15 protein-coding genes are annotated in these 19,558 nt (G+C 72.5%); 13 read left to right on the top strand and 2 right to left on the bottom strand.

The window, feature by feature from the left end; all coding sequences use genetic code 11:
* The first annotated feature begins 146 nt into the window (after positions 1-146).
* The 6 genes from ACFFRH_RS13515 to ACFFRH_RS13490 are packed head-to-tail and all read left to right on the top strand — an operon-like array spanning position 147 to position 8,097.
* Positions 147-1,340, top strand: coding sequence for a radical SAM protein (locus tag ACFFRH_RS13515; RefSeq protein WP_386156621.1), 1,194 nt, complete (start codon positions 147-149; stop codon positions 1,338-1,340).
* 15 nt (positions 1,341-1,355) lie between these two features.
* Positions 1,356-3,497: a DegT/DnrJ/EryC1/StrS family aminotransferase gene (locus ACFFRH_RS13510; RefSeq protein WP_386156618.1), complete on the top strand. Its 2,142-nt coding sequence runs from the start codon at positions 1,356-1,358 to the stop codon at positions 3,495-3,497.
* Positions 3,494-4,819 (top strand): hypothetical protein, encoded by a 1,326-nt coding sequence (locus ACFFRH_RS13505; RefSeq protein WP_386156615.1) that lies wholly within the window; start codon positions 3,494-3,496, stop codon positions 4,817-4,819. Before ACFFRH_RS13510 ends, ACFFRH_RS13505 begins: the two co-directional genes overlap by 4 nt.
* 44 nt (positions 4,820-4,863) lie before the next feature.
* Positions 4,864-5,934 carry a class I adenylate-forming enzyme family protein gene (locus ACFFRH_RS13500; RefSeq protein ID WP_386156612.1) on the top strand — a complete coding sequence of 357 codons (1,071 nt, stop codon included), beginning with the start codon at positions 4,864-4,866 and terminating at the stop codon, positions 5,932-5,934.
* Entirely contained in the window at positions 5,934-6,803 is an 870-nt protein-coding gene (locus tag ACFFRH_RS13495) for a phytanoyl-CoA dioxygenase family protein (protein ID WP_386156609.1), read from the top strand. Before ACFFRH_RS13500 ends, ACFFRH_RS13495 begins: the two co-directional genes overlap by 1 nt.
* On the top strand, positions 6,790-8,097 hold the full coding sequence (locus ACFFRH_RS13490; protein ID WP_386156606.1) for an MFS transporter: 1,308 nt from the start codon (positions 6,790-6,792) through the stop codon (positions 8,095-8,097). Before ACFFRH_RS13495 ends, ACFFRH_RS13490 begins: the two co-directional genes overlap by 14 nt.
* A gap of 225 nt (positions 8,098-8,322) precedes the next feature.
* Here ACFFRH_RS13490 and ACFFRH_RS13485 read toward each other — a convergent pair whose 3' ends face one another.
* The gene (locus tag ACFFRH_RS13485) at positions 8,323-9,525 is read right to left on the bottom strand and encodes an ROK family transcriptional regulator (protein WP_386156603.1); all 1,203 of its coding nucleotides are present in this window, start codon (positions 9,523-9,525) and stop codon (positions 8,323-8,325) included.
* 160 nt (positions 9,526-9,685) lie between these two features.
* Between ACFFRH_RS13485 and zwf the strand changes: the two genes are divergently transcribed.
* The 7 genes from zwf to ACFFRH_RS13450 all read left to right on the top strand — a co-directional run bounded on the left by zwf (position 9,686) and on the right by ACFFRH_RS13450 (position 18,744).
* Positions 9,686-11,161: a glucose-6-phosphate dehydrogenase gene (zwf, locus tag ACFFRH_RS13480; RefSeq protein ID WP_386156600.1), complete on the top strand. Its 1,476-nt coding sequence runs from the start codon at positions 9,686-9,688 to the stop codon at positions 11,159-11,161.
* Between the two features lie 77 nt (positions 11,162-11,238).
* Positions 11,239-13,134 (top strand): phosphogluconate dehydratase, encoded by a 1,896-nt coding sequence (gene edd, locus ACFFRH_RS13475; protein WP_386156597.1) that lies wholly within the window; start codon positions 11,239-11,241, stop codon positions 13,132-13,134.
* Between the two features lie 220 nt (positions 13,135-13,354).
* Entirely contained in the window at positions 13,355-14,311 is a 957-nt protein-coding gene (locus ACFFRH_RS13470) for a glucokinase (RefSeq protein WP_386156594.1), read from the top strand.
* Positions 14,308-14,919, top strand: a complete 612-nt coding sequence (eda, locus tag ACFFRH_RS13465; protein WP_386156591.1) for a bifunctional 4-hydroxy-2-oxoglutarate aldolase/2-dehydro-3-deoxy-phosphogluconate aldolase — start codon at positions 14,308-14,310, stop codon at positions 14,917-14,919. Before ACFFRH_RS13470 ends, eda begins: the two co-directional genes overlap by 4 nt.
* 261 nt (positions 14,920-15,180) lie before the next feature.
* Positions 15,181-16,431, top strand: coding sequence for a TIGR03118 family protein (locus tag ACFFRH_RS13460; protein ID WP_386156589.1), 1,251 nt, complete (start codon positions 15,181-15,183; stop codon positions 16,429-16,431).
* 1,298 nt (positions 16,432-17,729) lie between these two features.
* Positions 17,730-18,350 carry an AAA family ATPase gene (locus ACFFRH_RS13455; RefSeq protein ID WP_386156586.1) on the top strand — a complete coding sequence of 207 codons (621 nt, stop codon included), beginning with the start codon at positions 17,730-17,732 and terminating at the stop codon, positions 18,348-18,350.
* A 67-nt stretch (positions 18,351-18,417) separates the two neighbouring features.
* Complete coding sequence (locus ACFFRH_RS13450) at positions 18,418-18,744, top strand: cupin domain-containing protein (protein WP_386156583.1); 327 nt, start codon at positions 18,418-18,420, stop codon at positions 18,742-18,744.
* Between the two features lie 47 nt (positions 18,745-18,791).
* On the opposite strand, the gene ACFFRH_RS13445 is transcribed toward ACFFRH_RS13450, so the two are convergent.
* Entirely contained in the window at positions 18,792-19,544 is a 753-nt protein-coding gene (locus ACFFRH_RS13445; protein WP_344746124.1) for a helix-turn-helix transcriptional regulator, read from the bottom strand.
* Positions 19,545-19,558 lie beyond the last annotated feature (14 nt).

Here is a 19,558-nt window from a genome sequence, read left to right as displayed (position 1 = left end):
AAGAGCGCTCCTACGGCCGGAATCCATGTCCCTTGACCTGGACCCGACTTACCCGAACACGTATCGAAACGGCGTTACCAGCACGTCGACTTTGGCGCACAAGGACCGGGTTATTGGAATCCCTCCCGGTCGAACGGGGGACGGAAATGTCGAACGAGAGTTACAGGTCGGCGCGCCCCAGCAACGGGGAGGGGCTGGCGGAGGTCACCCTTGACCAGGCACACGCCCCCGACAAGGTCCTCGCCCACGAGGACCTGCTCAGGAAGTTCGTCAACGGGGAGACCTTCCGCCCCGTCCATATGCGCATCGGCATCATGGGCGCCTGCAATATGCGCTGCAATTTCTGCAACTTCCACTCGCCGAACGAGGAGAATTTCTACGATCTGTTCTCCTTCAAGGACGCTATTCCCACCGACAAGAGCGTCAAGCTCATGCGGGAGTTCGCCGAATCCGGTGGCCGGGCCGTCACGTTCTGCGGCAGCGGCGAATGCACCATTCACCGCGGGTACACCGAGATCTGCAATTCCGGGCACGCGGCCGGGCTGCGCATCGGCCTGATCACCAACGGCTCCCGCCTGCACCGGGACGACATCGCCGACTGCGTGGTCAACACCCACACCTGGGTGCGTATCGGCCTCAACGCGGGCACCGAGGCGACCTTCAACGAAATCACCCGGGACCGCGAGCAGACGTTCAAGTCCTTCCTCGGCTCCGTCCGCAGGCTGCGCGACAACGCGGTCGATCCGGACTTCCGCATCGGGTTCAACTTCGTGATCACCATGCAGAACTACCGGGAGATCTCGGAGGCGGCCCGGATCGCACGCGACTCGGGGGCGCACTACGTCCGGTTCGAGCCGGAGTTCTACAGCTCGATGGGCCACGAGACGATCGAGCAGGTCATGGCGGAGGTCTCCGCCTCGCTCGACGACGTCTCCGCGCTGTCGTCGGAGGAGTTCGAGGTCTCGGTGCCCAAGCTCGACCGGGGGCCGATGGACCAGGTGGAGTCCGTCGAGGGCGACTTCGACCACTGCCACTACAGCCGTTTCGTCACGGCCGTCGGCGCGGACGGTCACCTCTACCCCTGCCCCCAGGTGCACCTGAACAGCCGCTACCGCATCGGCAACGTGCTGGAGGACGGCTACCTCAACGTCCTGGAGGGCGGACCCAGGGCCGAGTGGGAGTCGAGCAACCCGCTCAGGACCGACCTGTGCAAATCCTGCTTCTACCGGCCGCAGAACGAGCTGCTCGAATGGCTGCGCAAGGGGCGGATCAAGCTGGATGACGCGCTGAACACGTACCGCGTCGAGGTTCCGCACGCGCTCCACGCCGACTTCGTCTGAGATCCGAGGTTCGCGTTGACGTCGATCGACCGGTTCCACCACCTCGGCCACTCCCCGGTCGATCCCGTCCCCGGCTCCCCCGCGCCGGACCAGGCCGTCCGGAACGGCCAGGTGCGCCGGGCGGTGGCCCGGCTGGCCGCCACCCGGCGGGTGACCCTCCGCGTGCGCTCCACGCGCAGGCAGGAGGGCGGGGAACCGCGGGTGGACCACTACCTCTTCGAGCACGAAGGGCGTCGCGAGCTGCGCGCGGTCATGCTGGCCCCGCCGGGCCCGGGACCGTGGCCGGCCGTGCTGGTCTGCGCGGGGCGCAACGCGACCCTGGAACGGGTCACCGGGCTGCTGCCTCCCGACCATCCCGGCCGTGACGTCGCCGCGTACCTGACCGGGGCCGGTTTCCTCACGCTCACCCTCGACCACGGCCTCGACGGCTGGGCCGAGCCCGCCGCGCTGGGCGGGCGCGACCCGGGCGACGTGCTGGACGGCACGCTGCGGCTGCGCGGCGGGAGCCTCCTCGGGGCGCTGGCGGAGGACGCGGGGGCCGCGCTCGACTGGCTCCGCGCGCATCCGGACGTGGCCCCCGGCCGGGTCGGCCTGTTCGGGCACAGCATGGGCGCGGCGGTGGCACTGCACGCCGCGCTGCTGCGGGAGGAGCCGCTCCCGCTGTGCGCCGCGAGCCACCTGGGCACGTACGAGACGATGATCGGCCGGTCGCTGGCCTGGAACCAGTACGTCGCCCTGCCGTCCATCCTGCGCCACGCCGACCTCCCCGACCTGTACGCGGCGCTGGCCCCGGCGCCCCTGCAGATCCAGTACGGCACGGCCGACGGCCGCCTCGATCCCGGCGACGCCAAGACCGCCGGTGAACGGATCGCGGGCGCCCACGAGACGGCCGAGATCCTGCCGCTGCCCATGGGCCACGGCACCGGCCTGGCCGAGGCGGCGGACTTCTTCACCCGCTCCCTGGCCCCCGCCCGCTCCCCGGACTCGGCCCACTCCCCCGCCGGACCCGCCGCCGGTACACCGGGCGCGTTCGTGGCCGGCACGCCGGACGTGCCCGCGGCCAAGGTGGGTTTCGACGTCCGGGCCCGCCTGGACATCCTGGACCTGGTCGACGACGCCCTCGCCTCGGGGGCGCTCACCCTCGGGGCGCGCGGCGCCCGGCTGGAGGCGCTCGCGAGCCGGGAGATCGGGCGCGGCACCGCGGCGGTGAGCTCGGGCTCCTCGGCCCTGGAGATCGCGCTGCGGATCGTCGGGGTCGAGGGGCGCACCGTCCTGGTCCCGGCCAACACCTTCTTCGCGACCGCGGCCAGCGCCGTCCGCGCCGGTGCCCGGGTCGGCTTCGTCGACCTGGAGCCGGACGGTCTCGGCATGGACCCGGCGGGACTGCGCGCCGCCCTCGCCGCCCACGAGGACGTGGCCGCGGTCGTGCCCGTGCACATCGCCGGGGTCGTCGCCCCCTCGCTGGCCGAGGTGCTGGCCGAGTGCGACCGGCAGGGCGTCGCCGTCGTCGAGGACGCCGCCCACGCGCTCGGCTCCTCGCTGCACGGGCGCCAAGCGGGCACCTTCGGTCGGCTCGCCGCCTTCTCCCTCTACCCCACCAAGATCATCACCAGTGGCGAGGGCGGCCTGCTCAGCGCCGACGGGGCCGACCTGAAGCGGGTCACGCACCTGCGCGACCACGGCAAGCGGTCCTTCGAGGAGAACCTGCACGACGATCTCGGCAGCAACTGGCGCATGAGCGAGCTGCACGCGGCGGTAGGCCTCACCCATCTGGCCCGGCTGGCGGAGGTGCTGGCCGAACGCACGGCGCTGGCCGCCCGGTACGACGAGAGCCTGGCCGGCGTGCCCTCCCTGACCCGTCCCGCCGTGCCGGAGGGGTGCGCGTCGAACCACTACAAGTACCTCGCCCTGCTGCCCGAGGGCGTCGACCGCGCGGCGCTCAAACAGAGACTCCGCGCCGAGGGGGTACGGCTCGCGGGCGAGGTGTACGACGTCCCGCTCCACCGCCAGCCCTACTTCGCCCGGCGCTTCGGCGACCTGTCCTTCCCGCGCGCCGAGGCGTTCGCCTCCCGCCACATCTGCCTGCCGCTCTTCCCCGGCATGACGGACGCCCAGCAGGAGCGGGTCGTCCGCGCGCTGCGGGACGCGCTGTCATGACCGGCGAGACGGTCCTGCCGTTACTGCGCGCGGGACGGTGGTACCGGTCGATGGACACCGTGCCCGTACCCGGCGGCCCGCTCCTCTCCCTGGCTCCGGAGATCATGGTCCGCGACGACGGCGCCCGCCTGCGGGCGCGCCGTGCCGCGACGGCCGTGCCGTCCCGCGCCCGGCGCCTGGAACTGCTCCGCGAGGCCGTCGCGCTGTTCCGGCACGGCCGCGTACCCGTCGAGTCCCTCGGCGTCCAGGACGCCGGCGGGTTCGCCGAGGCGATGCGCGCCACGGCGGGCCTGCCCCCGGCTCTCGTACGACGCTGGTCGGGGATGCTCGCCGAGCGGCTGGAGGAGCTCGCGGCGGACGCGCCCGATCTCGACGCCGGCGGCCTCACCCTGGTCTCCCTGCCCGCCAACACCTTCACCTGCCTGGAGGGGGTGCTGGAGGCGGCGCTGTCCGGCGCGGCGGTCTGGATCCGCCCCAGCAGGCGCGAGCCGCTGTCGTCGGCCCGCCTGGTCGGGGCCCTGCTGAGCGTGGGCTGGCCGCCCGAGACGCTGGGCTACTACCCGAGCGCGCCCCGGACCCTGCCCGCGCTGATCCGGGCGACCGACCGGCAGATCGTCTACGGCGGCGACGGCCTGGCCGCCGGACCCGCCGCCGACGCGCCGTCCCTGGATCTGCGCGGCCCCGGCCGGGCCTGCGTGATCGTGGGCGCGGGGGAGCCCGTGGACCCCGAGGACCTCGCCGCGCGGATCGCACGGGACGCGGGCCGCTTCTGCACCTGCGTGTGCACGGTGGTCTTCCTGCGGGAGACCGAGCCCCTTCGGAAAACCCAGACCGCGCGGGAAGCCGGGACCCTACGGGAAGCCGGGCCCCTGCGGCAGGCCAAGGCTCCGCGGGAGACCGAGACCCTGCGACAGGCCAGGATCCTGTGGCAGGCCGACGCCCCGCGGGAGGCCGACGCCCGCCGGGTCGCGGCCGTGCTCGACGGAATCTCCCTCGACTCGCCGGACCCTCGCTGGCCGCAGGCGTCCTGGGCCGAGGCCGACGCCGCGAGGATGGCCGCGTTCGTCTCCGACCGGCTCGCTCCCGGCGGGCGCCTGCTCACCCGGCGGCCGCTCCTGGTGAGGTCGGGCGGGACGACGTTCCTCGCGCCCACCCTCGTCCAGGTCGACGACGTCGGCCATCCGCTCGTCGGCTGCGAGCTTCCCTTCCCCCTCGCCGTCGCCGTCTCCACGGACGAGGCGGGAGCGCGCGGCGTCGTCGCCGGGTCCCGTTTCGTGCACCCGGCCTGCTTCGCGACCGTCCCTGAAGGAGTCCCGTCCTGAACCCGAGCAGTCATCTCCCGCCTGGCGGCTCCCTGCTTGACGCCATGCGAGAACAGATCCCCCCCATGCGCGAGTCCCTCGACGAGTGGACGGTGCGCATGATGAGCTGGCACTTCGGCGAGGAGAGCGGCTCGCCGTTCTGGCTGGCGCGCAGGAGCCGCCTGCCCTTCGACCCGATCCGCGACGTCACCGACTACGCCTCCCTGCGTCTGTTCGGCCTGTTCGACAAGACCGACCTGCGGGGGGTGAGCGCGCGCGACCTCGTGCCCCGGGGCTTCGCGGGGCGGCCGTTCCGCGTCGTGGAGACCGGGGGGACGTCCGGCCCGCCGTACCGGGTCGTCGACGTGACCCGCGCCACCTACGACGTGCTGATGTACCGGGTGATGCTGGAGGCGCGCGGCCTGCTCGGCGGCGACATCCTGGCCATGACGCCCAGCGGCCCGCACGCCTACGGGCACTTCGTCAAGCTGCTCGGCGACAGCTGGGGGGCGGCCGTCTTCTCCGTGGACTTCGACCCGCGCTGGGTCAAACACCTGCTTCGCACCTCCGGCGGACCCGGCGGCGCCGACGCCTACGTCGAACACCTCATCACGCAGACGGCGGACATCCTGCGGGACGAGCGGGTCGGCCTGCTCTTCACGACCGCGAAGCTGCTCATGGCGCTCGCCCCGGCGCTGGACAAGCCCCTCGCGGAGTACGGCGTCCGCGCCGTGTGCACCGGCGGCACCTCCTGCTCTCCCGAGGAGGCGCGCTATCTCCGCGAGGAGTATCTGGACGGCGTCCAGTGGATCGACACCTACGGCAACACCCTCGCCGGACACGCCCTCCAGGGGGACGCCCCCTCCCCCGGCGAGCCGCACAGCTACCATCTGCCGCCGCCCTTCGCGGTCATGCACGTCGTCCGGCCCGACGACGTGTGGCAGGAGGTCGCCGAGGGCGAGCGGGGCCGGATCAGGGTGGTGACCCTCCTGGAGGACCTCTTCCTGCCCAACCTGCTGGAGCGGGACAGCGCGCTCTCCGCCCCGCCGCACCCCTGGTTCCCGTGGCCCGGGGTGGCACGGGTGGGCCCCTACGAGGACGAGGACGCCGGCCAGATCACCGAAGGGGTCTACTGATGCCCGGAGACCGGCGAGCCGTCTCCTCCAACGGCGTGCCCGTACCGTTCACCGACGAGTTGTTCACCCCGCTGCCCGACAGCAGTGGGCTGCTCGGCGACCCCGGCGCGCTGAGACGGCGGTTCCACGACGACGGCCTGGTGCTGCTGCGGGGGTTCCTCGATCGCGAGACGGTTCTCGCCCTGCGCGAGGCGTACCTGTCGACGTTTCCCGAAGGGCTGCTCAAGCCGGGGTCCACTCCCCGGGACGGCGTCTTCTCCGGCCGCCCGCCGGAGGGGCTGCCCTCGCACGGGGTGAAGGACCATCCGGCCTACGACTTCGTGCGTACGGAGCGGTTCGCCTCGTTCGCCAGGCAACCGGCCCTGACGGGGCTGGCCGAGACCCTGCTCGGCGGTCCCGTCCGGCTGATGCCCCGGGGCATCCTGCGCCATTTCTACGCGGGCTCGCTCCGGGCCTCCCGCGCCCACACCGACCACGCCTACATGTCCCAGGGCAGCGACCGCGTCCTGACGATGTGGATCCCCGTCGGCGACTGCCCGGTGGAGACCGGGGGGCTGGTCTACCTGGAGGGCTCGCACCGGGACTCCCCCGAACGGTTCGATCCGGCGCGGCTCGCGAGCGACCGGGCCCACGACTCCCGGCCGATCAGCCACGACCTCCAGCTCACGGCCCGCGTCGTCGGCCGGAGATGGCTGTGGAGCGACTACGAGGCGGGCGACCTGACCGTGCACAGCCCGTACGTGGTGCACGCCTCCCTCGACACCGTGACCGACGTCATGCGTGTCTCCGCCGACGTGCGGTTCATCCGCGAGGAGGACAAGATGGACCCCCGGTGGACGAAGGAGTGGGCCGGCGATGACGGCGCCTGAGAACACGACCGAACCCGCGTCCGGGGGACGGCCCCCGGGGGAGACACTCGGCACGGACTCCCCCGCGGACGATCCGCCCGGGACGCCTGCCGGGGCGGTGCTGTCGGGGGCCGCGGGCCGGACACGTCTGGCCGCGATGGCCGCGTTCCTGATCGTCGGGCTCTCCTACGCCAGCTTCCTGATCAGGGTCCCCTCGCTGAAGGTGGAGCACGGCCTGTCCGCCGGGCAGCTCGGTCTCCTGCTCGTCGTCCCCTCCGTCTCGGCCCTGATCGCCATGCAGCTCGCCGGTGGCCTGGTGGCCAGATACGGCAGCGCGCCGATCGCCAGGGTGACCGGGGTGGTGCTGCCGCTCTCCCTGGTCGGCCTCGCGCTGGCCGACGACCCGATCCAGCTCGCCGTCGCGCTGGTGGTCTTCGGCCTGATCGACGGGCTTCTCGACGTCTCCATGAACGCCCATGCCATCGCGGTCGAGCGCGCCCACAAGCGGTCCGTCATGAACCGCTGCCACGCCGCCTGGAGCATCGGCGCGATGGCCGCCTCCGTGCTGGGCGGCCTCGCCATCCAGGCCGGGCTCTCCCCGATGACGCACTTCCTGTGGCTGGGTGTGGCCGTGGCCCTCCTCGCGCTCGTCACCGGGCTGTGGATGCTGCCGGCCTCGGCGGACCGGCACGCGAGCCAGGAGGGCGAGAAGAAGGTCCGCGTGAGGTGGCGGGACGGCTGGACCCCGCGGGTGCTGATGTTCGGCGCGATGGGCGCGGTCATCCTGATCGTCGAGGGCGCGGTCGGCAACTGGAGCGGTGTCTTCCTCCTGGAGGATCGCGGCGCGACCCTCGCGGTGGCCTCGCTGGGCTACACGTTCTTCAACCTGTGCCAGACCGGCGGCCGCCTCGTCGGGGACCGCCTGCACGAGCGGTACGGCGCGCCCGCCCTGGTCAGGGTGAGCGGCGGCATCGCCCTCTGCGGCCTGCTGATGGTCGTGCTCAGTCCGGGCATCCCCTTCGCGATCGCGGGTTTCGCGGTGGTGGGGATCGGCCTGTCGGTCCTGCTCCCGCTCATCTTCAGCGCGGTGGGACACGGCGGCGCCGAAGGGCTCGGGGCGGCCGCGGCGCTGGCCAGGTTCACCACGCTGACCTACTCGGGGCTGCTGCTGGGCCCCGTGCTGGTCGGCTGGTTCACCGAGCTCGTGGGCCTGGCCGCGACGTTCGGCGGGCTGCTCGTCCTGCTGGCGCTGGTGGTCCTCAACGCCCGCGCCACCGGCACGGCGGACCGGAAGGAGACCTCGCAGGAGCCGTAGAAAGCTCCCGGGAACCGTGGAGAGCTCCCGTACCGCTCCCTCGGAGAACCTCGCGGGAGCCCCCTGGAAGGCCCGCGCGCCCTCGCGGAACCCCGCGCGAGGGCGCGCGCCGCGACGTGCCGGAAGCCCGGCTCGGGCGAGGGGGCGGACGGACCCGGCTCACGCGAGGGAGCGGGACAGGCGCGGCTCAGGCGCGCCTCAGGCGAGAAGGGCGACGGGCGCGGCTCAGGCGAGGGAGCGGACGGAGCGGAGCGGCTGCCAGCCGGCGGAGTCGACGGCCTCGGGCGACAGGATGTTGTCCAGGACCATGTGGGCGCAGCCGATGATCCCGGCGCTCGGGCCGAGCCGGCTGCGCTCGATGCGCAGGTTGCGGGTGGCCAGGGCCGTCGAGCGGCGGTGGATGACCTCGCGCACGCCGGAGACCATCGGCTGGAAGGTCTCCGCGACGTCGCCGCCGAGGACCACCACCGAGGGGTTGAGCAGGTTGACCGCGCTGGCGACGACCTCGCCGAGCATCCGGGCGGCGTTGCGGACCACGGTCATGGTCTCCGCGTCTCCGGCCCTGACCAGGCTCACCACGTCGGCCAGGGTCCTGACGTCGTGTCCCATGTCGCGGAGCCGGCGCAGGATCGCGGTGCCGCTGGCGATGGAGTCGACGCAGTCGATGTTGCCGCAGCGGCAGAGGACTCCCCCGCCGTCGCGGACCGGGATGTGCCCGATCTCCCCCGCCGCGCCCAGCGCCCCCCGCAGGATCTCGCCCCCGGCGATGACCCCGGAGCCGATCCGGGTGGAGACCTTGATGAACAGCAGGTCGTCGGCCTCGCCCGCGTAGATCTCGCGGTGCTCGCCGATCGCGATGACGTTCACGTCGTTGTCGAGGAAGACGGGGACGGGGAAGCGCTCGGCGATGATCGGCGGGATGGCCACGCCGGTCCAGCTGGCCATGATCCGGGCGCTCTCGGTGCGGCCGGCCGCGAACTCCACCGTGGCGGGGACCCCCAGGCCGACCCCGCGGACCAGGGAGGCGGGACGGTCGCCGAGCAGCTCGCTCCAGGTCTGCATGACCAGGGGCAGGACGACGTCCGGCCCCTCCTCCACGTCCACGGACAGGGCGGTGCCGGCCAGCACCTCGCCCGCGAGGTCGCAGACGGCGACCTGCGCGCGGCTCGCGCCCAGGGAGCCGACCAGGACGACCCCGCCGGAGGCGTTGAAGACCAGGCGGGTGGGCGGACGGCCTCCGGTGGAGGGGCCCTCGCTGTCCTCGACGACGAGGCGCCGGTCCAGCAGCTCGGTGACGCGCAGGGAGACGGCGGGTCTGGACAGGCCGGTGACACGCCCTATGTCCGCGCGGGTGACGGCCTCGCCTGAGCGGATGAGGCGCAGCACCTCACCGCTGGTGGCCAGCGCGGCAGCGGGACGTCGAGGCATCCGCCAAGTGAATCACACCCACTTAGGAAATGAAAACTTCCTACTTTCTCATCTCAAATTACAAAACTCCGCTTGTGTAGAGCGCAAGATCTAGCTACTGTCCGATCTATACCTAATTTTGATAGATCACTGTTGGTAGATCACCACGGAGCGCCGCCGCATGTCTGAGACCCCGCAACCCGCCGACCTCATCGTCTTCGGCGGCACAGGCGACCTCTCCATGCGGAAGCTCCTGCCCGCGCTCTACCACGCCGACCGCGACGGGCGCCTCGCCCCCGAGACCCGCGTGATCGCGATGTCCCGCGGCGGGCTCGACGACGCCGACTTCCGCGGCAAGGTCGACGCCGAGGTACGCGGCTCGGTGCCGGTGGACGACCTCGACACCTGGCAGCGCTTCCTCGGCCGCCTGCACCACGTCACCGTCGACATCGCCGGCCAGGACCCGACCGGGTGGGCGAGGCTCGCCGGGATGCTCGGCGGGTACGAGCACCGCGACCGGGTGTTCTACCTCGCCAGCCCGCCCATGACGTTCGGCCCGTTCTGCCGGGAGGCGCACCGCGCCGGCCTGGTCACCCCCGCCTCGCGGGTGGTGCTGGAGAAGCCCCTCGGCCGCGACCTGTCCAGCGCGCTGCGCATCAACGACGAGGTCGGCGCCATCTTCGAGGAGCGGCAGATCTACCGCATCGACCACTACCTCGGCAAGGAGACGGTCCAGAACCTCCTCGTGCTCCGGTTCGCCAACGCGTTCCTGGAGCCGATCTGGAACTCCCTCTGGATCGACCACGTCCAGATCACCGTCGCCGAGACCGTGGGCACCCCCGGCCGCCGCGGCTACTACGACCACGCGGGCGCGCTGCGCGACATGGTGCAGAACCACCTGCTCCAGCTGCTGTGCCTGGTGGCGATGGAGCCGCCCTCGCGCAACGACCGCGAGTCGATCCGCGACGAGAAGGTCAAGGTCCTCCAGTCGCTGCGGGCCGTCACCGGCGGCGAGGTGGACCGTTTCACCGTACGCGGCCAGTACACGGCGGGCGAGTCCGGCGGCGTCCGGGTGCCCGGCTACCTCGACGAGCCCGACAACACCGCGCCCACCGAGAACTCCCGCCGGGTGGAGACCTTCGCCGCGATCCGCGCCGAGGTGAAGAACTGGCGCTGGGCCGGGGTGCCGTTCTACCTGCGGACGGGCAAGCGCATGCCGAACCGCTGCTCGGAGATCGTGGTGCAGTTCAAGGACGTGCCCCACTCGATCTTCCCCGGCAGCACGCCCAACCGGCTGGTGCTGCGGCTGCAGCCGAGCGAGGGCATCCAGCTGAACATCATGGCCAAGGAGCCGGGCGCGGGCGAGGTGGCGCTCAAGCCGGTCCCGCTGAGCCTCAGCTTCGCCGAGACCTTCACCGGCCGGGTGCCCGAGGCCTACGAGCGGCTGCTCCTGGACGTCCTCACCGGCAACCCGACCCTGTTCATGCGGCGCGACGAGGTCGAGGCCGCCTGGCGGTGGATCGATCCGATCCTCGACGAGTGGGACTCCCAGGGCACCCCGCCCGAGCCGTACCCGGCGGGCACCGCGGGTCCCGCCGCGGCCCACGAGCTCGTCGGCCGCAGCGGACGGGTCTGGCACGAGGAGGGGCACGCGTGAGCGCGCGGACCGAGCACCCGAACCCGAACGATCACCACACCGGAAACGACGACGCAGCTTACGACCGAGGAGGCCGGATGCATCCCGTGATCCAGGAAGTGACCGACCGTCTGGTCGAGCGCAGCCGTCCCAGCCGCACCGCGTACCTGAGGCGGCTGCACGCCGAGGCCGAGGCGGCCCGCCTGCGCGGTCCCGCGAGGGCGAGCCTGGGCTGCGCCAACCTGGCGCACGGCTTCGCCGCCGTGGGCGAGAACGACAAGCGTGACCTGCGCGCCAACGTCAAGCCGGGCGTGGCGATCGTGTCGAGCTACAACGACATGCTGTCGGCGCACCAGCCGTACGAGGCCTACCCCGCGATCCTCAAGGCGGCCGTCAGGAAGGCGGGCGGCGTCGCGCAGTTCGCCGGGGGTGTGCCCGCGATGTGCGACGGCGTCACCCAGGGCCGGGCGGGCATGGAGCTGTCGCTCTACAGCCGCGAGGTCATCGCGATGGCGACCGCGATCGCGCTCTCGCACGACATGTTCGACGCCTCCCTCATGCTCGGCGTCTGCGACAAGATCGTTCCTGGCCTGCTGATCGGGGCGCTGCACTTCGGTCACCTGCCCGCGATCTTCGTCCCCGCCGGGCCGATGACCTCCGGCCTGCCCAACAAGGTCAAGGCCCGCACCCGGCAGCTGTTCGCCGAGGGCAAGGTCGGCAAGGACGAGCTGCTCGACGCCGAGGCGAAGTCGTACCACTCCCCCGGCACCTGCACCTTCTACGGCACCGCCAACTCCAACCAGGTCATGATCGAGGTCATGGGCCTGCACCTGCCCGGCTCGACGTTCGTCAACCCGCGCACCGAGCTGCGCGAGGCCCTGACGAAGGCGGCGGGCAGGCGGGCGGTCGAGCTGACCGCGCACGGCCCCGAGTACACCCCCGTCGGCGAGGTCGTCGACGAGAAGGCGATCGTCAACGCCTGCGTGGCGCTGCTCGCGACCGGTGGCTCGACCAACCACACCATGCACATCGTCGCCATCGCCGCGGCGGCGGGCATCGAGCTCCTCTGGGACGACCTGGCCGAGCTGTCGAAGGCCGTGCCGCTGCTGACCCGCATGTACCCCAACGGCCAGGCGGACGTGAACCACTTCCAGGCCGCGGGCGGCATGCAGGTGCTCATCGGCGACCTGCTGGACGCCGGGCTGCTGCACGGCGACGTCCTGACGGTCGCCGGGCACGGGCTGGACCACTACCGCTCGGCCGCCGAGCTGAAGGAGGGCGAGCTGGTCTGGGAGGAGCGCACCGAGGGCAGCACCGACCTCGACGTGCTGCGCCCGGTCTCCGCCGCGTTCTCCGCCGACGGCGGCATCCACATGCTCGACGGCAACCTGGGACGCGCGGTCAGCAAGGTCTCCGCCGTCAAGGAGGAGCACCTGGTCATCGAGGCCCCGGCCAAGGTCTTCGACGACCAGCTGGAGCTGCTGCGCGCCTTCGACGCGGGGGAGCTGGACGGGCAGGACTTCGTGGCGGTCATCCGCTACCAGGGGCCGAGCGCGAACGGCATGCCCGAGCTGCACAAGCTCACCCCGCCGATGGCGGTGCTGCTGGACAGGGGCCAGCGGGTCGCGATCGTCACCGACGGCCGCATGTCCGGCGCGTCCGGCAAGGTCCCGGCCGCCATCCACCTGTCGCCCGAGGCCGCCGACGGCGGCCCCATCGCGCTGGTGCGCGACGGCGACCCGATCCGCCTCGACGCCGCCGCCGGAACCCTGGAGCTGCTGGTCCCCGCCGGGGAACTGGCCGCCAGGCCCGTCCAGGGAGCGCCGCTCACCGACGCCCAGTGGGTCGGCACCGGCCGCGAGCTGTTCGGCGCCTTCCGCCGCGCGGCGGGCCCTGCCGAGCGCGGCGCGGGCGTCTTCGCCCTGAACGGCCACGCCGAGGCCGTCGCGAACGGCACCCGCCCGGCGACCGCCCAGAGCGGAATCCGTGCGTGAGGGAACACACCACAGTCTCCTTCGCCCTCGCACGATCCGGATTCGCGCGGTCCACATTCGTACGACCTCCGTCCGTACGGCTCACGTCCGCGCGGCCCACGCCGGACGCGCGGGTCGCGGGAGTCGCACGGGTCGCGGGAGGAGCGCGGCCCGTGAAGGTCGTACGGCCCGTGAACCTCGGGCGGCCCGCCGGGGCCGCACGACCCGCGAAGGAGATCCCGTGAGCCTTCCCTGGCTCGTCGCCGACATCGGCGGCACCAACGCCCGGTTCGGGCTGATCACCGAGCCCGGTGGACAGCCCGAGGCGGTGGCCGTGCTCGCGGGCGCGGAACACGATGGCCTACCCGAAGCCGTAGCCGCCTATATCGCAGATCATGCGGGCGGAGTTCAGCCGGGAGCCGCGTGCGTCGCGATCGCGGGGCCCGTGGAGGGCGACCGCTACCGGCTCACCAACGCCGGGTGGACGGGGTCGGTACGCGACCTGGGCATCCCGAACGCCTGGCTGCTCAACGACTTCGAGGCCCTGGCCGCGTCCCTGCCGTACCTGCGGGGCGACGACCTGGTCTCCCTGGGCGGCCCCGAGCCCTCGCGCGGCGTCAAGGCCGTGCTCGGCCCCGGGACCGGTCTCGGCGTGGGCGGCCTGGTGCCCGCCGCCGAGGGCTGGGTGCCGATCCCCGGGGAGGGAGGGCACGTCACCGCGCCCGTCCTCGACCGGCGGGACCACGAGATCGTCCGGGCACTGCGCGCGGACGGCCTGGAGCACGTGGTGGCCGAGCACCTGCTGTCGGGACCGGGCCTGTCGCGCCTGCACCGGGGACTCGCGCTCGTCCACGGGACGGACGCGCCGAGGCTGTCCGCCTCCGACATCGTGGCCCGGATGGACGACTCGCTGTGCACGGAGACCGTCGAGGTCTTCTGCGCCATGCTCGGCACCTTCGCCGGGAACGTCGCCCTCACCCTCGGCGCACGGGGCGGTGTCTACCTGGGCGGCGGCGTGCTGCCGCGTATCGTGGACCGGGTCCGCTCCAGCGACTTCCGCCGTCGCTTCGAGGCCACCCCGACCCTGAACGACTACCTTTCCGGCATCGCCACGTCGCTGATCGTGGCCCCCCAGCCCGCCCTGACCGGCGCGGCGGCCTGGCTGAACCAGCGCCTGTCCACCCTGGAGTTCGCATGAGTCTGCTCGACATCGCCCCGGTCGTCCCGGTCGTCGTGATCGACGATCCGGAGACCGCGGTCCCCCTGGCCCGCGCCCTGGTCGCGGGCGGCCTGCCGGTCATCGAGGTGACCCTCCGCACCGCCGCCGCCCTGGACGCCATCGCGCGCATCGCCGCCGAGGTCCCGGAGGCGGTGATCGGCGCGGGCACCATCCGCACCCCGGCCGACGTGGCGGCCTCCGTCGCGGCCGGTTCCAAGTTCCTGGTCAGCCCGGGGACCACCCCGGGCCTGGTCGACGCCATGGAGGTGAGCGGGGTGCCGTTCCTGCCCGGCGTGGCGACCGCGTCGGAGGTCATGGCGCTCGCCGACCGCGGGGTGACCGAGATGAAGTTCTTCCCCGCCGAGGCCGCCGGCGGCCTGCCGTACCTGAAGGCGCTCGGCGGCCCGCTGCCGCAGGTCAGGTTCTGCCCGACGGGCGGCATCAGGCTCGCGACGGCCCCCGACTACCTCGCGCTGCCGAACGTCGGCTGCGTGGGCGGGACCTGGCTCACCCCGGCCGACGCGCTCGCCACCGGCGACTACGCCAGGATCGAGAAACTGGCCACCGAGGCGGCCGCCCTCCGCTGATCCTCCCCGCTCGCGGGACCCGAAGAGACCCCGTGGACGCGCCTTCTCCTCCCTTTGGCGCGCGCCGCGGCCATGAGTCGCCGTGACCCGGTGTGACGCTCATGGGATCCGGCCCGTGGCCGCCCCACCAGGCGGTCACGGGCCGCCCTTTTCCGCCCCTCCGGCTCCTCCCAGGTCCGGGCCGTTCAAAACGGACTGAACCGCGCGCGGACCCCGCGCGTATCTCGCGGCGAAAGGCACTCCCTCACAGAGGAGCCATGAATGCGAGTACGCATCGTCACGATCTGCGCCACGGTCCTGGTCATGGGCGTCGCCGGTACGGCGTCCGCCGGGACCCACCAGGCGCAGGCCGGAGCGAAACAGACCAGGGCCGGCAGCGGCCCGGAGAAAGCCGCCGGACAGACCCTGCGAAACCATTTCGCGGTCACCAACCTGGTCTCGGACGTCAGCGGCCGGGCCGCGGTCACCGATCCCACGCTGGTCAACCCGTGGGGTCTGGCCATGGGCAAGACCCTGTGGGTCTCGGCCGCGGGCACCGGCCTGGCCACGGTCTACTCCGGCGGCGCGGGCACCGTGAAGCAGGAGAAGACGCAGGTGCGCGTCCCCGGTGGCAGGCCCACCGGGCAGGTCGTCAACAAGGGCGAGGAGTTCGTCGTCAAGGGTCCCGGCGGTTCCGGGCCGGCGACGTTCATCTTCGCCAGCCCCAGCGGGGCGATCACCGGCTGGAACGCCGAGGCCGACCCGGACGACGCGATCATCAGCGCGTTCGTCAGGGGCGCCGACTTCAAGGGCCTCGCCCTGGCCGAGACGAATCGGGGGGCGATGCTGCTGGCCGCCGACTTCGCCCACAACAAGGTCCACGTCTTCGACGGCGACTTCGACCGGATCTCGTTCGGCCGCCGCGCGTTCCAGGACCCCGGCCTGCCGGAGGACTACGCGCCGTTCAACGTGGAGGTCGTGGGCAACTCCATCCTCGTCGCGTACGCCAAGCGCGACCCCGAGACCGGCAAGTCGGTGGCCGGGCAGGGCAAGGGGTTCGTCAGCCAGTTCAACGGCTCGGGCCGGTTCGTCGGCCGCTTCGCCGCACGCGGAGCCCTCAACGCGCCCTGGGCGATGACGCTGGCTCCGAAGGGCTTCGGCGCCCACTCCGGGGCCCTGCTGGTCGGCAACTTCGGCGACGGCCGGATCAACGCCTACAACCCGCGCAACGGCCGCCCGCTCGGCCCGCTGCGCTCCTCCGACGGCAAGGCGATCACCCTGGGTGGCCTGTGGGACCTGGAGCCCGGCACCGAGACCGTCGGCGGCACGAACGCCCTGTGGTTCAGCGCGGGCAGCGACGGCGGCACGCACGGCCTGCTCGGCCTGATCAGGCCCTCGGGAGCGGCCACCTCGACGAACTCCCCCACGGGCGGCGCGTCCCCCTCGCCCTCCTCCTCGCACCCGAGCTCCCACAACTCCGGCTCGAACAACTCCAACTCCAACTCCAACAGCTCCGGCAACTACGGCTACTGAACTCGTCCGTAGTGCTCCGGTGCTCACGCCGGAGAGGATGCGGACTCTCTCTCCCGTAGCGGGGCAAGAGGCGCCGGTTCGTCCTCACCGCGGACTGGCGCTCGGCGAGGCGCTCACGCCAGGTACCGCCGGACGGGCGGGAACGGAGCCCGTGAGGGCTCGAAAGCCTGTGGAGACCCGGTAAGACCACCATCTCGGTGGCCCAGGTCGGTAAAGCGGGAAGCCACAGAGGTGTCGCGAGAGCGGTACGGGCTGAATTCTCGGCGTTCATGCCGAGGAGCGCGTCGAAACCATTGACGGAACCACCGCCGGGCCCACGGCCCGGGGTTTCTCCGGGCTGCGCCGGCACCCCCACACCAGCGGACCGCGAGGCCGAGCCGACAGGCCGGCCCACGCGGACCACGGAGGGGTGCCGGCGCCGCGGCGCGTCCGGACCGGGAAGCGGAGACCGGCGAGAACCGGGGACCGAGGAGCGAAGACCGGAGACCGGGGACCGGGAAGCAGGGACCGAGGAACGGTTGAGCGGCCCCGACTGCCGAGAACCGGTGACCGGTGACCGGTGATCTGGACCCCCGGCTCCCTTCGTGGACGCTCCGGCACGAGGCCGCCCAGGACAGTCACTCCTCGGTGACCGCGCCACTGCCTGGTTTCCTTTAACCTTGAACGAACGAGGGGAGTACTTCCCAAGAACCGGCCCGGTCAATACGGACGCCCTGTGGCGTCCCCGGACGGTCGCCCGCGAGGTGCGGGTGAAGGAGACCTCGAATGGCCGAGCGCATTCGAGGAGCGAGCATGCCCCTGACAGTCCCCTCTCCCTGTGGGCACCATCTCACCGGCGTTCCCCCACCACGGCACCCACCCCTCCGGGGCCGTGTCTCCGAGGTTGCCAGGGTCGCCGGGACCGCCAGAGGTGCCGGGATTCACCGGGTTTCCCGGGACTCCCGGGTCTCCGGGGCTTCCCTCGCCTTCCAGGTCTCCGGCGTCTCCCGCGCCGCCCGGGCCCCTGAGGCTTCCCGGGCTTCCCGAACGTTCCGGACTTCCCCGGCTTACCTGGCCTTCCGGCGCGACGTCCCACTTCGCCACACCCCCACCGCGACCCGTCCCGTGGCCATCGCCTTACCGTCCCGGCCACCGGTCATCCCCATCTCCGGACGCGCCTCACGAGTAGCCCTCGGTCCGATCTTCGCCAGGTTCGTCCCCTCCGGCGACCGCCGGATCGACGGCGAACCCGATTCCGCCACTGGAAGGCTGCGAGACGCCCTATGAGAGAAGTCCCCCACACCAGCGAGGTGCACGTGATGGCCACCACACCGGCCGGCCGGTCCTCCGTCGAGGATCTGCGCTATCCGGCAGGATCGCTGGTGCTCCTCGCGGGGCTCCCCGGCGCGGGCAAGAGCACCCTGCTCGACCGGCTGTACGGACTGCGCGGTGACGAGAGGGAGCCGGTGCGCGCCGGTGAGGCCCGCGTCATCGACTCGCGCCAGTCCCGCAACTGGTGGGCCCGCTACCTGGGCCCGGTCCCGCCGAGAGCCCGCATCCCGCTCGTGCACACCACCCACGTGGTGCGGATCGCCCGCGCCCTGCTGAAGGGGCACGCCGTCGTCGCGCACACCCGCGGCACGTGGCCGCACATCCTGTACGGGTTCGCCTGGCTGGCCCGCAGGGTCGACAGCGAGGTCCACCTGATCCTGCTCGACGTGGAGCCGAGGACGGCCCGCGAGGGGCAGCTCTCGCGCGGCCGGGTCGTGACGAGCGCGACCTTCGCCCGGCACTGCCGCCGCTGGCGAGTGATCATCGACCGCGCCCGGGGCGGCTCGTTCCCCCCTGCCGCGAGCGTCACGATCCTCGACCGCCCCGCCGCGGACCTGCTCGGGGCGATCCACTTCGACGAGCGGTCCCCCGCGCGGCGGGACGGATGACTTTACCTTCGCCTGGTTCTGCGCCTCACCGGCTCAGGGCAGGTTCACAGCGACCGGGAGGAACCCAATGATCGACGTACTGGCTCTCGCCGCGGAACACCTCACCCTCGCCAGGGCGAGCTCGCACGGTCGCAGTGCCCACACCTACCTCAACGAGGGCACGCTGCGTCAGGCGATCATCGCGCTGACCTCGGGAACGGTCCTCGGTGACCACGACGCCCCGCCGGCCGGGAGCCTGCACGTCCTGTCGGGGCGGGTCCGGATCATCGACGGCGAGCGAGCCGTCGGGCTCGGCGCGGGCCAGACCGCTCCGATCCCGCAGCGGCGGCACTCGCTGGAGGCCGAGGAGGAGTCGGTGGTCATCCTCACCAGCGTCGTCAACATCGGCGACTGAAGGCACCGGCGCGGCCCGTTCCCGCCGGACAGGGGCGGCCGGGGCGCCTATCCCACGAGGCGCCGGCCGTCCGTCGACAGCGGTCCCTCCCCGAAATGCGGCAGGTAGTGGCGGAAGAAGATGTCCGCGACGAGCGCGCGTCGGCTGCCCAGGCCGGTCTTGGCGAAGACGCTCTTGAGGTGGTCCTGGACCGTGTGGGGGCTGATGTTCATCCGGCCCGCGATCTGTGTCGTGGAGTGGCCGCGCATGACGTGCTGGGTGATCTGCCGCTCGCGCTCGCTCAGACCGTAGGCGCCGAGGATGACCGCGGTCGGCTCCCCCGGCTCGGGAGGGCTGAGGGAGACGGCGACGAGCCCTTCCTCTCCCTGCCCCATCGACCACGCCTGGAGGGCCACCCACCGGCCGGACCGGGTGAGCGCGCGGGAACGTGCCATTCCCGAGGAGAGCGCGGCGGCGGCCACCGCGCGCAACGGCCGGGCGTGCTCCGGGGTGCCGTCCTGCAGGAGCTCCAGCCAGGTGCGCGCCGTCGGCGACATCGACCGGGCCCTCCCCTCACGGTCGACGACGACCAGGCCGGGCGCGTCCGGGACCGTTCCGGTGTCCACTCCGGACAGGAGCAGCGAGCGCCGCAGCGCGGCCGTCGCCGGGCGGCCCAGCCGGGCGGCGACGGCCTCGTCGGCGTCGGTGAACGGCGCGGCACCGTGCTCCCCGCACATCACCAGCAGCCCCCAGACGTGCGGGCCGTCACGGAGGGCGACCCGTAACTCGTCACCGAGTCCCTGCGGCTCTCCGCCGTCCACCCGCGCCTCGCGTC

The sequence above is a fragment of the Streptosporangium vulgare genome (genome assembly GCF_042428775.1).
Taxonomy (GTDB): domain Bacteria; phylum Actinomycetota; class Actinomycetes; order Streptosporangiales; family Streptosporangiaceae; genus Streptosporangium; species Streptosporangium vulgare.
This window is presented reverse-complemented; position numbering and strand designations above follow the sequence as displayed.